Annotated in this window: 14 protein-coding genes; 8 read left to right on the forward strand and 6 right to left on the reverse strand. The window is 58.8% G+C overall.

Annotated elements, in window-relative coordinates; all coding sequences use genetic code 11:
- Window positions 1-41 precede the first annotated feature (41 nt).
- The 3 genes from ACB032_RS07560 to glpD all read right to left on the reverse strand — a co-directional run bounded on the left by ACB032_RS07560 (window position 42) and on the right by glpD (window position 4104).
- A complete protein-coding gene (locus ACB032_RS07560; RefSeq protein ID WP_011705545.1) occupies window positions 42-1115 on the reverse strand; it encodes a 3-deoxy-7-phosphoheptulonate synthase in 1074 nt (357 codons plus the stop codon).
- Between the two features lie 319 nt (window positions 1116-1434).
- On the reverse strand, window positions 1435-2514 hold the full coding sequence (gene glpQ, locus ACB032_RS07565) for a glycerophosphodiester phosphodiesterase (protein WP_044799739.1): 1080 nt from the start codon (window positions 2512-2514) through the stop codon (window positions 1435-1437).
- Between the two features lie 102 nt (window positions 2515-2616).
- Window positions 2617-4104 (reverse strand): glycerol-3-phosphate dehydrogenase, encoded by a 1488-nt coding sequence (gene glpD / locus ACB032_RS07570; RefSeq protein ID WP_011705543.1) that lies wholly within the window; start codon window positions 4102-4104, stop codon window positions 2617-2619.
- A 104-nt stretch (window positions 4105-4208) separates the two neighbouring features.
- Between glpD and ACB032_RS07575 the strand changes: the two genes are divergently transcribed.
- Window positions 4209-4412 carry a hypothetical protein gene (locus ACB032_RS07575; RefSeq protein WP_259231168.1) on the forward strand — a complete coding sequence of 68 codons (204 nt, stop codon included), beginning with the start codon at window positions 4209-4211 and terminating at the stop codon, window positions 4410-4412.
- A 12-nt stretch (window positions 4413-4424) separates the two neighbouring features.
- Here the strand turns inward: ACB032_RS07575 and ACB032_RS07580 are convergent, their stop codons facing one another.
- Together ACB032_RS07580 and glpT are read right to left on the reverse strand one after the other, a co-directional pair.
- Entirely contained in the window at window positions 4425-5183 is a 759-nt protein-coding gene (locus tag ACB032_RS07580; protein WP_011705542.1) for a DeoR/GlpR family transcriptional regulator, read from the reverse strand.
- 101 nt (window positions 5184-5284) lie between these two features.
- Window positions 5285-6640, reverse strand: coding sequence for a glycerol-3-phosphate transporter (glpT, locus tag ACB032_RS07585; protein WP_011705541.1), 1356 nt, complete (start codon window positions 6638-6640; stop codon window positions 5285-5287).
- Between the two features lie 487 nt (window positions 6641-7127).
- On the opposite strand from glpT, the gene ACB032_RS07590 reads away from it, so the two are divergent.
- Both ACB032_RS07590 and glpK read left to right on the forward strand, forming a co-directional pair.
- Window positions 7128-7976: an MIP/aquaporin family protein gene (locus ACB032_RS07590; RefSeq protein WP_029301314.1), complete on the forward strand. Its 849-nt coding sequence runs from the start codon at window positions 7128-7130 to the stop codon at window positions 7974-7976.
- 54 nt (window positions 7977-8030) lie between these two features.
- Entirely contained in the window at window positions 8031-9533 is a 1503-nt protein-coding gene (gene glpK, locus ACB032_RS07595; RefSeq protein WP_101148811.1) for a glycerol kinase GlpK, read from the forward strand.
- Between the two features lie 167 nt (window positions 9534-9700).
- Here glpK and ACB032_RS07600 read toward each other — a convergent pair whose 3' ends face one another.
- A complete protein-coding gene (locus tag ACB032_RS07600) occupies window positions 9701-10603 on the reverse strand; it encodes a LysR substrate-binding domain-containing protein (RefSeq protein ID WP_371137663.1) in 903 nt (300 codons plus the stop codon).
- A gap of 192 nt (window positions 10604-10795) precedes the next feature.
- Between ACB032_RS07600 and ACB032_RS07605 the strand changes: the two genes are divergently transcribed.
- The 5 genes from ACB032_RS07605 (at window position 10796) to dkgB (ending at window position 13571) form a co-directional block, all read left to right on the forward strand.
- Window positions 10796-11182, forward strand: a complete 387-nt coding sequence (locus tag ACB032_RS07605; protein ID WP_371137664.1) for a DUF6404 family protein — start codon at window positions 10796-10798, stop codon at window positions 11180-11182.
- A gap of 20 nt (window positions 11183-11202) precedes the next feature.
- Window positions 11203-11568, forward strand: coding sequence for a VOC family protein (locus ACB032_RS07610; protein ID WP_073349683.1), 366 nt, complete (start codon window positions 11203-11205; stop codon window positions 11566-11568).
- Between the two features lie 154 nt (window positions 11569-11722).
- Window positions 11723-12277: a hypothetical protein gene (locus ACB032_RS07615; protein ID WP_371137665.1), complete on the forward strand. Its 555-nt coding sequence runs from the start codon at window positions 11723-11725 to the stop codon at window positions 12275-12277.
- 146 nt (window positions 12278-12423) lie between these two features.
- Window positions 12424-12720, forward strand: a complete 297-nt coding sequence (locus ACB032_RS07620) for a putative quinol monooxygenase (RefSeq protein WP_371137666.1) — start codon at window positions 12424-12426, stop codon at window positions 12718-12720.
- Window positions 12721-12767: 47 nt separating this feature from the next.
- Entirely contained in the window at window positions 12768-13571 is an 804-nt protein-coding gene (gene dkgB / locus ACB032_RS07625; RefSeq protein WP_371137667.1) for a 2,5-didehydrogluconate reductase DkgB, read from the forward strand.
- Window positions 13572-13771: the final 200 nt, after the last annotated feature.

A 13771-nucleotide genomic window follows, 5' to 3' on the forward strand; every position in this document is an offset into this window, starting at 1 on the left:
ACACCTCGATTGTTCAATCAGTGCTGACAAGATACCACGGCTTATGCCTTGGTTCTGGCCAAAAGTGGTGCCGCCAGCTGGCTGTGGCAGCGGGCCAGCAGCGCATCCGTGGTCTCCCAGTCGATGCAGGCATCGGTGATGGAGACGCCGTAGCGCATCTCGCACTTGGGCTGCTCGCTGGACTGGTTGCCTTCGAACAGGTTGGATTCGAGCATCACCCCGATGATGGAGCGGTTGCCTTCCTGGATCTGGTGGATCACGTTGTCCGCCACCTTGGGCTGCAGGCGGTGATCCTTGCTGGAGTTGCCATGGCTGCAATCCACCACCAGACCTGGCAACAGACCCGCCTTCTCCAACGCCTCTTCTGCCAGCGACACATTGACCGAGTCGTAGTTCGGGTGCTTGCCGCCGCGCAGGATCACGTGACCATCCGGGTTGCCCTGGGTCTGCAGCAACGCGACCTGGCCCTGCTGGTTGATCCCCATGAAGGCGTGGGGGCTGGAGGCGGCCTGCAGCGCATTGATGGCGGTGCCCAGGTTGCCGTCGGTGCCGTTCTTGAAGCCCACCGGCATGGAGAGACCGGAGGCCATCTCCCTGTGGGTCTGGGATTCGGTGGTGCGGGCACCGATCGCCGACCAGGAGAAGAGCTCCGCCAGGTATTGCGGGCTGATGGGGTCGAGCGCTTCGGTCGCCAACGGCAGTTCCAGCTCGGCCAGCCAGCAGAGCAGCTCGCGGGCGCGGTGCAGCCCCAGCTCCACGTCGAAGGTGCCATCCAAGTTCGGATCGTTGATAAAGCCCTTCCAGCCGACCGTGGTGCGTGGCTTCTCAAAGTAGACCCGCATGACAATGTAGAGAGAGTCCTGATAGGCGTCATGCAGCGCTTTGAGTCTGGTTGCGTACTCTTTGGCGGCGTCCATGTCGTGGATGGAGCAGGGACCACAGATCACCAGCAAGCGGTGATCGCGACGGTGGATGATATCGGCGATGGTATTGCGGGCCCCTTGCACGAATGCCAGCGCGCGATCGGAGATGGGCAGTTTCTCCTTGAGCTGGGCAGGCGTGATCATCACTTGTTCGGACTGGATATGGATGTTGTTCAGGGGATCTCTTTGCATCTTCTCATTCTCTCTACTGTTTCAAGCCAACTGCGCCGACCGTTCATTTATGTTTACACAAGTCAGCACTTTGTTACGCAACCGCCCTCACCTTACCAATTAAAAACAAACAATCAAGTGAAACCAGTGGATTTATTCGCTAACAGATGGATAAATGACCACAAAAGAGAGTCTTTCGGCCTGAAAGTAGCGATTAGCGCATGCTCCACGCATCAAAATCGTAAACATATAATTACACTCCTTTTGTCTTTCCTTGCCCACCGACATAAAAAAGCGGGGCACCTGGCCCCGCTTGCATTCCCATGTTGCTCTTCTTTTATTATTTGCCGTGAGCCTTGATCACCTCGACCGCCTTGTCGGGGAAGTCGCTGAATACCCCGTCCACATCGGCCTGATAGAGGAAGATGTTGAGCAGATCGGTGAAGTCTTTCGCATAGGCCGGGATCTGGCCCTCATCCTGACGGAAGGTATAAGGATGCACTTTGAGGCCGGCCGCATGGGCCTCTTTCACCATGCCGGTGAAGGTCGGTTTGCCCAGGGTACCCGGCTCCGGCACTATCATCGGCTTCCAGGGGCCGATCCCCTCGGCATAGCCGGCGATCTCCTTCATGGCGCCCGGCTTGAACATCCAGTCATAGCTGTAGGGGGTCGCCTTGCCCTTGGCGTCATAGACCATGGTCTCGTTCCAGTCGGTCTCGGCCATCAGCTGCACCAGTTTCAAGTCCATGCCCATGGCGGGCATCAGTTCGCTGTTGATGCGCTTGAGCTCGTTGGTATCGAAACACTGCAGATAAACCTTGTCGTTCTTGCTGGTGTAGCCGTACTCCTTCAGTACCTTGAGTACCGCCTTGGAGATGTCCTTGCCCTCGTGGCGGAACAGCCAGGGGGCTTTTATCTCCGGGTAGATACCGATGTTCTTGCCGGTGCTCTTGTTGAGCCCCTGGATCATCTCGATCTCTTCCTGGAAGGTATGGATCTTGAAGCTCGACTTCCACAGCGGGAAGCGGGCCGGATAGACCGGCACCTGCTTGCCGTCCACCAGCTGGAACGGCTCGGTCATGCGCAGGGAGCGCACCTCGTCCAGGGTGAAATCCACCACGTAGTAGCGACCATCCGGGCGGGCCCGGCCGGGGAAGCGCTCGGCCACATCGGTGATGCCATCGAGGAAGTGATCGTGCATCACCACCAGCTGGTCATCCTTGGTCATCACCAGATCCTGCTCCAGATAGTCGGCCCCCATGCCATAGGCCAATGCCTTGGACTCCAGGGTGTGCTCGGGCAGGTAGCCGGAGGCCCCCCGGTGAGCGATCACTATCTTGCCTTCATCGACCGCCAGTGCGGGCAATGCCAAGGCGGCCCCCAGACCAAGGGCAAGCAGGGAGAGAGTGTGTTTTTTCATGCGCGGTGCTCTTTGTTATTGTTTATGGGATGTAGGTTATTGTTATAACAGAGGTTTATTGTATTTTCACGGCGGGCGGCCAGGGCCGCCCACCGGGGATGATCAGCAGGCTTCGGGCAGGGCGTGGTGGTGTTCGCTGAGCCAGGCAGCCAGTTGCTGCTGCTCGGCTTCGGACAGACGCAGCCCCAGCTTGCTGCGGCGCCACAGAATGTCTTCCAGGCTGCAGGCCCACTCCCGCTCGATAAGGTAGCGCACCTCAGATTCGTACAGTCCGGCACCAAAATGCTGGCCACGCTCCTGATGCAGCCAGAGACGGGCATGGGCGCCATAGGCCTCGGCAATGCGCAGGGCACTGCGATCATCGAGCCAGTCAAATTCCAGCGCAAAGGCGCGCGCCAGCTCGCGGACCGAGCAGTCGAACTCGCCACCGGGCAGCCGGCTGTTGGCGGTCCAGTCATCCCCCATCTGGCTGAACCAGGGCTTGAGCTTGTTGCAGGCGGCCTGGGCCAGCTTGCGATAGGTGGTGAGCTTGCCACCAAACACCGACAACAGCGGCGCACCGTCGGATTCGCCGGACAGTTCGAGGGTGTAGTCGCGGGTCACCGCCTGCGGCGAGTCGGACTCGTCATCGCACAGCGGGCGCACCCCGGCATAGGTCCAGATCACATCTTTGGGGGCGATCTGACGGGTGAAGTGGGCGTTGACCACCTTGCACAGGTAGTTGATCTCGGCGTCGCTGATCTTGGCTTCACGCGGGCTGCCCTTGTGCTCCACGTCCGTGGTGCCGATCAGCGAGTAGTCCTGCTGATAAGGGATGACGAAGACGATGCGGTTGTCCTCGTTTTGCAGGATGTAGGCCTCTTCGCGCTCATGGATGCGCGGCACTATCATGTGGCTGCCCTTGATGAGGCGAATGCCACGCGGGGATTTCTCGTGCAGGCTCTCGTCATAGAAGGTCTTGACCCAGGGGCCGGCCGCATTGACCAGACCGCGGCAGGTGACGTTGAACTGCTCGCCCCCTTCCCGCTCCAGGGTCAGGGTCCAGTGTTTGGAGCCGCGCACCGCCTTGACGCAGCGGGTGCGGGTCTGCACGTCGGCGCCCTTGTCGCGCGCCATCATGGCGTTGAGCACCACCAGCCGGGCGTCGTCGACCCAGGCGTCCGAATACTCGAACCCCTTGCTGATGCCGGCGGTGAGGCCATCCTGCGGCAGGAAGCGCACGCCGCAGCTGCCCTTGAGCTTGTCGCGCTTGGCCAGGTTGTCATAGAGGAACAGGCCGGCGCGGATCATCCAGGCCGGGCGCAGGTGCGGGCGATGGGGCAGTCGGAAACGCATGGGACGGGCGATGTGGGGGGCCATGCCGAGCAGCACCTCCCGCTCCGCCAGCGCCTCTTTCACCAGCCGGAATTCGTAGTGTTCGAGGTAGCGCAGGCCGCCGTGGATCAGCTTGCTGGAGTTGGAAGAGGTGGCAGAGGCGAGATCGCGCGCCTCGAACAGGGCAACCTTCAGACCCCGCCCCGCTGCATCAGCCGCAATGCCTACCCCGTTGATGCCGCCGCCGACGACGACCAGATCATAATGTTCGCTCATGTTCACCTACTTTCTTATTTTGACCTTGCGAAACCGTCGCAATGTTTGATTTCGCTCATATTAGAGCATGAAAAAATGATAAACGAACATTTTATGGAGAAAATGTGATCGCGATTGTTTTGGCAATGCTAAAAATGCTGCCGGTCGGTGATAAAGCGGCGCAACCTGGGGAAAACGGGGGCAAGGCTGTGAGCGAGATCGCGCTTTGGGGACATCAGCACGGCATTGGCGGTGGAATGAGGGTGAGCAGAAGTGCGGGGAGGCTGAAAACGAAGCGGCCGCCCGATGGCGGCCTGGTGCTGGAATAGGTTAACGGCGACTCAGCAGATGTGGCACTCGATCTGGTGCTGGGACATCAGCCGCATCAGCTTCTCCGGCGGCTCCTGATCGGTGAACAGGGCGTGGATCTGGCTGAGGTTGCCGAGGTTGACCATGGCGTTGCGGCCGAACTTGGTGTGGTCGGCGGCCAGGAACACCTGGCGGGAGTGGGCGATGATGGCCTGGGCAATCTTCACCTCGTGGTAGTCGAAGTCGAGCAATGAGCCGTCGCTGTCGATGCCCGAGATGCCGATGACGCCGTAGTCCATGCGAAACTGGCCGATGAAGTCGCGGGTCGCCTCCCCCACGATGCCGCCGTCCCGGTTGCGAATTTCGCCGCCGGCGATGATGACGGTGAAGTCATCCTTGGCGGTGAGAATGCTGGCCACGTTGAGGTTGTTGGTGACGATGCGCAGCTCGCGGTGATCGAGCAGGGCGCGGGCGATGGCTTCGGTGGTGGTGCCGATGTCGATAAAGAGCGACGAGCCGTCGGGAATATTGGCGGCCACTTCACGGGCAATGCGCTCTTTCTCCTTGAGCTGCATCACCTTGCGAGCGCTGTAGGCGGTGTTGACGGTACTCGAATGCAGGGAGGCCCCGCCATGGTGGCGCCGGATCTTGTTCTGCTCGGCGAGATCGTTGAGATCCCGGCGAATGGTCTGGGGGCTGACGTCAAAGTGGGTCACCAGATCCTCGGTCGAGACAAAGCCCTGCCGCGTCAGGACGTCCAGGATCTCCAGATGTCGTTGGGTTTGCTTCACGCTTGAACTCCGATGATGAGACGAAAAAAGGCCCCGGCAGATGCGGGGCCTTGGGGAGTTTACCTGATCCCTTTTCCAATCGATAAGGGCAGGATCACGTTTTATGCCTTATGGGCAGCCGCTTTGGCGGCAATCGACTGGTTCTCGTGCTTGAGGGTCATCGCCAGCAGGATGATGGAGAGCACGCAGGAAGCGGTCAGCACCATGAAGCCGCCATCCCAGCCGAAGTGGTCAACGGTGTAGCCCAGCATGGCGTTGGCCGCGACCGCGCCACCCAGATAACCGAACAGACCGGTGAAGCCTGCCGCAGTACCGGCGGCCTTCTTCGGCGCCAGCTCCAGGGCATAGAGGCCGATCAGCATGACGGGGCCGTAGATGAGGAAGCCGATGGCCACCAGCGCCATCATGTCGACGGTCGGGTTGCCGGCCGGGTTGAACCAGTAGACCAGCACGGCCACGGTCACCAGCACCATGAACAGGATGCCGGCCGGTGCACGGCGGCCCTGGAACATCTTGTCAGAGATCCAGCCGCACAGTAGGGTGCCCGGAATACCCGCCCACTCGTACAGGAAGTACGCCCAGGAGGAGTTGTCGACGCTGAAGTCCTTGGCCTCTTTCAGGTAGGTCGGCGCCCAGTCCAGCACACCGTAACGGATGAGGTAAACGAAGGCGTTGGCAATGGCGATGTACCACAGCAGCTTGTTGTGCAGCACGTACTTGACGAAGATCTCCTTGGCGGAAAACTCCTGCTCGTGGCTTTCGTTATAGTCCTTCGGATAGTCGTTCTTGTGCTCCTCGATGGGAGGCAGACCCACGGATTGCGGGGTGTCACGCATCACGAAGAAGGCGATCACCGCGATGGCGGCGGCGGCAGCAGCCGGCACATAGAAGGCACTGCGCCAGTCGTTGAACCAGCCCATCCCCAGAATGAACAGCGGACCTATCATGCCGCCACCCACGTTGTGGGCCACGTTCCAGACCGCGACCACTTCGCCGCGCTCTTTCTGTGACCACCAGTGCACCATGGTGCGACCGCAGGGCGGCCAGCCCATGCCCTGTGCCCAGCCGTTCAGGAACAACAGCACGAACATGATGGCGATGCTGGAGGTGGCCCAGTGCATGGTCCCCATCATGAACATGATGCCGGCCGACAGCAGCAGACCGGCGGAGAGGAAGTAGCGGGCGTTGGAGCGGTCCGACACGTTCCCCATCAGGAACTTGGAGAGACCGTAGGCGATGGAGACGCCGGACAGCGCCAGACCCAGATCACCGCGGGAGAAGCCCTGTTCGATCAGATAGGGCATCGCCAGACTGAAGTTTTTCCGTACCAGGTAGTAACCGGCATAACCGAAGAAGATCCCGAAAAACACCTGCCAACGCATGCGTTTGTAGAAGGGGTCGACCTTGTCGGCCGGGAGCCTGTCTATGTGTGGTGCAGGCCTGAAGAGACTAAGCATGTTCTGCTTCCTTATTGTTGTTGTGGGCGGTTGAGGGTGCCCTGTCCATGCTGACCAATCAGATGAGTCCTGATTCGAAAGCGAGCCTATTGTGCTCATATGTGAACATTTAATCTGTGATGGAGGCTGAAATATTGCAGTTTTATTACAAAAGAAAGTGCCAAATGAGCAATCACTCATCAGCCGCAATCCCTTGTGTAGCAAGGCTTTTGGCTACCCACTAAGTGGTATAACCACTGTATCAACTTGCTTTCCGTCACATTTTCTTAGCAATGAGTGGGATCTTGTCCACATTTCCTGCGGGGAGGGAGTGGTGAATGGGCGATTTAGGTTTATTTTCTCTCTCGTCCGAGAACGAGCGCAAACGAGCATAACGTTTGCGTCAGCTCAAAAAACAAGAAGAAACGTTTTCGGACGCAATAATGGGAATGAAAAACAACAAAACGGAATATCAAACCTACTCTGGGTGGATATAAGGAATAACGGTATGAGCATACAAAGACCCAATACCCTGCTTGGCGAATGCATTGCCGAGTTTATCGGAACCGGCCTGCTGATATTTTTCGGCGTCGGCTGCGTGGCCGCACTGGTGCTGGCGGGAGCCAACTTCGGGCAATGGGAAATTTCCATTACCTGGGGTCTGGGCGTCGCCATCGCCATCTATGTCACCGGCGGTATCTCCGGTGCCCACCTCAACCCGGCCGTGACCCTGGCGCTGATGACCTTCTGCGGGTTCGACAAGCGCAAAGTGGTGCCCTACATCATCGCCCAGGTTGCCGGCGCCTTCTGCTTCGCGGCGCTGGTCTACTTCCTCTATGGTAACCTTTTCACCCAGTGGGAAGTGACCCACAACGTGGTACGCGGCAGCGTCGAGAGCCTCGGCAGCGCCGGCATCTTCTCTACCTACCCCAATGCCCTGCTCTCCAACATGCAGGCCTTCGCGGTCGAGATGGTGATCACCGCCGTGCTGATGCTGGGCATCATGGCACTGGGTGACAACAACAACGGTGCCCCCAAAGGCTTCGCCGCCGCCCTGCTGATCGGTATCCTGATCGCGGTGATCGGCGCCTCCCTTGGCCCGTTAACCGGTTTCGCCATGAACCCGGCCCGTGATTTCGGCCCCAAACTGTTCGCCTTCCTGGCTGGCTGGGGTGATGTGGCCATGACCGGTGGTCGTGACAACCCCTACTTCTGGGTTCCCATCCTCGGCCCCATCGTCGGTGCCCAGATCGGTACTGCCCTTTATGTAAAAGTGTTGGCTCCTTGTGTGCCGGGCAACCGTGTTGCCGCCACCGAGCAAGCTGCCCAAACCGCCAAAGAAGAGGCCGCCGCTTAAGAGCGGCCCTCCCCAACGTGTAAAAACGTGGAAAATAAAAACGTGGAGAACATCATGTCTGCTGAAAAGAAATATGTCGTCGCTCTGGACCAGGGAACTACCTCTTCCCGTGCCATCGTGTTTGATCAGGATGCGAATATAGTCGCAACCTCCCAGCGCGAATTCACCCAGCACTACCCGAAAGCGGGCTGGGTGGAGCACGACCCGATGGAGATCTGGGCGACCCAGTCCTCCGTCTTCACCGAAGTGCTGGCCAAGAGCGGCCTTCGCAGCGAAGAGATCGCCGCCATCGGCATCACCAACCAGCGTGAAACCACAGTGGTATGGGAAAAGGCCACCGGCAAACCCATCTACAACGCCATCGTCTGGCAGTGCCGCCGCACCGCGGCCATCTGTGAAGAACTGAAAGCGCGCGGCCTGGAAGAGTACGTGCGTGAAAACACCGGTCTGGTGCTGGACGCCTACTTCTCCGGTACCAAGGTGAAGTGGATCCTCGACAACGTCGAAGGGGCCCGCGAGAAGGCGATGAACGGCGAGCTGCTGTTCGGCACCATCGATACCTGGCTGGTGTGGAAGATGACCAACGGCGAAGTGCACGTCACCGACCCGACCAACGCCTCCCGTACCATGCTCTACAACATCCGCGACCTGAAGTGGGATCAGAAGATGCTGGACGAGCTGGGCATCCCCATGTCCATGCTGCCACAAGTGAAACCCTCTTCCGAGGTCTATGGCTACACCACCCGTGGCGGCGGCTCCCGCATCCCCATCGCCGGTATCGCCGGTGACCAGCAGTCTGCCCTGTTCGGCCAGCTCTGCTTCGAGAAAGGGATGGCCAAGAACACCTATGGCACCGGCTGCTTCATGCTGATGAACACCGGCACCGAGCCGGTTCGCTCCAGCAACGGCCTACTGACCACCGTCGCCATCGGCCCGAAAGGGGAAGTGAATTATGCCCTCGAGGGCGCGGTATTTATGGGCGGTGCTACCATCCAGTGGCTGCGTGACGAGCTGAAGATCATTCATGATGCCCGCGATACCGACTACTTTGCCTCCAAGGTTGGCGACACCAACGGCGTCTACCTGGTTCCGGCCTTCGTCGGCCTGGGCGCCCCCTACTGGGATCCGTATGCTCGTGGCACCATGGTCGGCCTGACCCGCGGCGCCAACCGCAACCACATCATCCGTGCCGCGCTGGAATCCATCGCCTATCAGAGCCGCGATGTGCTGGATGCGATGCAGCAGGACTCCGGCATCAAGCTGGCCGCCCTCAAGGTGGACGGTGGCGCGGTAGCCAACGACTTCCTGATGCAGTTCCAGGCCGACATGATGCACACCCCGGTAGTGCGTCCGACCCGGATCGAGACCACCGCCATGGGCGCCGCCTTCCTGGCTGGCCTTGCCGTCGGCTTCTGGAAGAGCTCGGAAGAGCTGGAAGACAAGTTCAGCGTGGACCGCGAGTTCATCCCGCAGATGGACCGCGACGATCGCGCCAAGCGTTACAACGGCTGGAAGAAAGCGGTGGAACGTTCACGCCGCTGGGCAGAAGAGGAGTGATCGGGCAACCGACCCAGCCTTGAGCTGAAAAACGTGAGAGGCCGACAGCAATGTCGGCCTCTCTTTTTTTAGCGCCGCCCCGATGATAACGCCCCCTATCCGGCCTCGGCAGGCACCCCAAGCGCGGCGGGCCCCTTCTGCCAAGTAGCCCGGTCAGAGCACGGGCGTTAGAGCATCTCGCTGCCGAGCTGCTCTTTGAGGAAATCGAGCCAGACCCGCAGCCGGATGTCGCGCTGGGCATCGGAGTAGAACACCGCATTGATGGGGCGCGAGGCACCGCTGTTGCTGCGGGCCAGCACCTCCACCAGAGCGCCACTCATCCGATCCTGCCCGGTCATGAAATCCGACAGACAGACGATCCCCTCCCCCCGCAGCGCCAGCTGGCGCAAGGTTTCACCGCTGCTGGCGCGCAGGGTCGGGGTGATGGGAAAGCGGTCCCCCTGCTCCTGGCTCAGCAGCGGCCAGTGGTTGAGGTGATCGGGGTGCAAAAAACCGAGCAGCTCGTGGCCACTCAGCAGATCCGCCGGCTGGCGCGGGGTGCCATGCTCGCGCAAATAGTCGGGAGACGCCAGCAGCCGCAGCCGCGAGCGGCCCAGCGGCAGCGCCCGCAGAGACGAGTCGGTCAGCTCGCCGATGCGAATGGCCATGTCCACCCGCCGCTCCATCAGGTTGATAAAGCCCTCGGAGCTGTGCAGTTGCAGCTCGATGGCGGGATAGCGGCGGCGAAACTCGCCGATGATGGGCACCAGCCGGTGCAGGATGAAGGGGGTGGCGGCATCGACCCGCAATACCCCCTCCGGCTGCTCGCGGCGCATCAGCAGCAGCCCCTCCGCCTCGCTCATCTCGGTCAGGATCTTCACCGCCCGCTGATAGAACCAGCTCCCCTCCTCGGTCAGACTGACCCGCCTCGTGGTGCGGTTGAGCAGCACGGTCGAGAGCTTCTCTTCCAGCCGCTTGATGCCGCGGCTCACCACCGAATTGTCCATGCCGAGGTTCTCCGCCGCCTGGCGAAAACTGCTCGCCTCCACCACCGCCACAAACAGGGTCAGTTCATCAGAATGGGTCTTCATTGCTGCAATCCAGACAAGAGTAATGGGCCTTTATAGGCGTATTGTCCTTGAGTTGGCAAGGCCGTATGGCGCAGCATTCTGTATTTCCACGGATAAATAACGTGATGACCAGCGCATACCAGGTTCGCCCTTTGCCAGTACAATGCGGCCAAAACGGCATCGTATGGCGCCACACCATCACAAGGACGATCTATGATATTCGACAACAGGCTGGCCGCCGCCCATCGGGAGCTGGCAGAGAAGGGCGTGCAGACGCTCAACTACAACCCGCCGATCACCTGGCTGCTGCGAAAGGCTGGGTTCACCATCAGGCCGCCCCACTACGAACGCTTTCTGGTCAATGTCCTTGCTCTGGGGATCCCCACTGGCGCTATCTGGGGGGGGTTGATGTGGTTCTTCGGCTGGCAACATGAGGTAAGCCCCGCATTCGCCCTGCGCCAAAGCCTGCTGTTTGGCATAGGGGTCGGTCTGCTGATGGCGACCTGGCTCTGGTTTCGGCGCAAGCAGCTCAAGCTGACCCCTTGGGACGCGTTGCCCCACTCCACGATCCGCACGCAAAAACGCTGGCAACCGAAATAATCACCGACAAGGAGAGCCTCATGACCAGGGCCCATGAAAAACTGAACTATGTGGAGTTTGCGGCCAGGGATCTTGCCGCCACCAAGGCCTTCTTTCAGGCCGCTTTCGGCTGGCAATTTGCCGATTATGGCCCCGATTATTGCGCCTTCGAGGGAGAAGGGCTGGATGGCGGTTTCTATCGCGCCGATCTCTGCAGCCAGAGTGCGCAAGGCGGCGCCCTGCTGGTGTTCTACAGCGCCGATATTGAAGCGACCCAGAGCAAGGTAGCCGGCGCCGGGGGCACCATAGTTCGCCCCCTGTTCGATTTTCCCGGTGGCCGCCGCTTCCACTTCGTCGAACCCAGCGGCAATGAGTTTGCGGTCTGGTCCGAGCCGGCTAATGCCTGATTATATGGGGCAAGAGATATAATCTCTCTGTCCCAATTAATATCCTAGCTAGACACAGCCCCCTTATAAAAGTAATTTACTAGCTATGACAATAGCTTTTATGTGAGAATATTATAATTTTTAATGCTCACAATGATTTTATTAAGGTAACTATATGAACATAGAAGAAACTGCACTACTTACAGAAGCACTAAAGGCAATGACAATTAAAGAGCCTAACGAATGGATTCCTGTGATTGCAGCCATTGGAGGGGCAGTAATAGGTGCATTATCTTCATTAGTACCTACCATTTTCATTGAAAGTAAAAGAGAAAAGGTATTCTCACAGCAGATAACAAAATGCCTTCTTGCTGAAATATCAGCTTTGATGAGATTAATCGAAGTCAGAAGAATTATAGATAATATTGAGGATGCCATATCCCACTTAAAAAACAATCCAAATGAAACATACATAATTGCATCAGAAATACCTCTTCATTATTCTCTCGTCTATCAAGAGAACTGTAGGCACTTAGGTGCTGTTGATAAGCAAGTTGCGCAGCAAATAATTCATTTTTACCACTTGATCGATGCAGTCGTTCAGGACATAAAATATGGAGGCACCTTCAGTAAAGCTCCAACTATTGATGGCTATAAAGAGACACTCGAAATACTCGTGCTAGCAGTTAACATTGGACGTAATTTAGAAAAAACTACAAATTCTTTATAAGGGTTTTATTACTTGCAATATAACTCTTTCATATTTATATAGTTTTCTATTGCTGCTCTATTCTCAATACTGTTTTGCGACAGCGGCCCTGTTTCGGGCACGTCTCGGTGGGCATACTGACCCTTCGTTTTTGCAAGGAGGTTCCGATGTCATCACCCGTGATTGTGATTGCCCAGCTTGAAGCCAAACCCGAATTCGCCCCCCAGTTTCGCGCCGCCCTCGATCCGCTGATCGCCGCCACCTTGCAGGAGGCTGGCTGCCTGCGCTACCAGCTGCATCAGGATCTGGACAATCCCCACAGCTGGATGCTCTACGAGGTGTGGGAGAGCGAGGCCGCCCTTCGCGCCCATCAGAGCCAACCCCACTTTACCGAATTTGTCGCCAGGGCCGAGCCCTGGTTTGCCGGCAGCACCATTCGCCGCTATCAGCCGCTGGACGCCTGATTTGCCGTGCCGCTGAGCGCTCTTTTGCCACCTATTTGAGGAATAACATGATGAAGATGCCCAACCTGGGTCTTGGTACCTTTCGCCTGACTGGCCAACCCCTGCGCGACTCCCTGCTGCAGGGGCTCGAGCTTGGCTACCGCCATATCGATACCGCCCAGATCTATGCCAACGAGGCCGAAGTGGGCCAGCTGATGAGCGAAAGCGGCGTGCCCCGCCAGGATATCTACCTGACCACCAAGGTGTGGACCAGCGAGTTCGGCCCGGGCAAGGTGATCCCGAGCCTGGAGGTGAGCCTGGAAAAACTGGGCACCGACTATCTGGACCTGACGCTTATTCACTGGCCCTCCCCCCAGGATGAGGTGCCGATGGCGGTCTATCTGGAACAGTTGGCCGAGGCCAAGACTCGGGGCCTGACCCGCGAGATCGGGGTTTCCAACTTCACCGTGGCCCAACTCAAACAGGCCATCGAGATCCTGGGGCCGGGCGTCATCGCCCATCAGCAGGTGGAGATCCACCCGCTGCTGCAAAACCGCAAGGTGGTGGAATTCTGCCAGGCCCATGGCATCGCCATCACCGCCTATATGCCGCTCGCCTATGGCAAGGTGCTCACCGAGCCGCTGCTGATGGAAATTGGCCAGCGCCACGGCGTCTCGGCGGCCCAGGTGTCGCTGGCCTGGCTGCTGGCCCAGGGCATAACGGTGATCCCGAGCTCCACCAAACGGGAGAATCTGGCCGCCAACCTGGCGGCGCTGAAGGTGCAACTCAGTCGCGATGAGATGGCCGCCATCGCGACCCTGGAGCGGGGCGAGCGCTGTGCCAACCCGGATTTTGCGCCAGATTGGGACTAATAAGCAGGTTCAACCGGATTGTTCCCTCTCCCCATGGGAGAGGGCTAGGGTGAGGGTATAGCAGGCTACCCCAGGCTAGTTTTGCTGCATATACAGAATTCCCCCTCATCCCCGACCCTTCTCCCGCCAGGGGAGAAGGGAAGCAATAACGATCCGGGATATTTCTCCAACCCCTAGCGGGAGGCATTGTACCTCCCGCT

The sequence above is a fragment of the Aeromonas sp. S5(2024) genome, from assembly GCF_041403025.1.
Classification (GTDB): domain Bacteria; phylum Pseudomonadota; class Gammaproteobacteria; order Enterobacterales; family Aeromonadaceae; genus Aeromonas; species Aeromonas hydrophila.

Excerpts from the sequence above, each read along its gene's own strand:
- ACB032_RS07610 (WP_073349683.1), top strand. The coding sequence starts at position 11,203 with ATGACCAGGGCCCATGAAAAACTGAACTATGTGGAGTTTGCGGCCAGG.
- ACB032_RS07615 (WP_371137665.1), top strand. The coding sequence starts at position 11,723 with ATGAACATAGAAGAAACTGCACTACTTACAGAAGCACTAAAGGCAATG.
- ACB032_RS07590 (WP_029301314.1), top strand. The coding sequence starts at position 7,128 with ATGAGCATACAAAGACCCAATACCCTGCTTGGCGAATGCATTGCCGAG.
- ACB032_RS07620 (WP_371137666.1), top strand. The coding sequence starts at position 12,424 with ATGTCATCACCCGTGATTGTGATTGCCCAGCTTGAAGCCAAACCCGAA.
- glpK (WP_101148811.1), top strand. The coding sequence starts at position 8,031 with ATGTCTGCTGAAAAGAAATATGTCGTCGCTCTGGACCAGGGAACTACC.
- glpT (WP_011705541.1), bottom strand. The coding sequence starts at position 6,640 with ATGCTTAGTCTCTTCAGGCCTGCACCACACATAGACAGGCTCCCGGCC.
- ACB032_RS07600 (WP_371137663.1), bottom strand. The coding sequence starts at position 10,603 with ATGAAGACCCATTCTGATGAACTGACCCTGTTTGTGGCGGTGGTGGAG.
- glpD (WP_011705543.1), bottom strand. The coding sequence starts at position 4,104 with ATGAGCGAACATTATGATCTGGTCGTCGTCGGCGGCGGCATCAACGGG.
- dkgB (WP_371137667.1), top strand. The coding sequence starts at position 12,768 with ATGATGAAGATGCCCAACCTGGGTCTTGGTACCTTTCGCCTGACTGGC.
- ACB032_RS07605 (WP_371137664.1), top strand. The coding sequence starts at position 10,796 with ATGATATTCGACAACAGGCTGGCCGCCGCCCATCGGGAGCTGGCAGAG.
- glpQ (WP_044799739.1), bottom strand. The coding sequence starts at position 2,514 with ATGAAAAAACACACTCTCTCCCTGCTTGCCCTTGGTCTGGGGGCCGCC.
- ACB032_RS07560 (WP_011705545.1), bottom strand. The coding sequence starts at position 1,115 with ATGCAAAGAGATCCCCTGAACAACATCCATATCCAGTCCGAACAAGTG.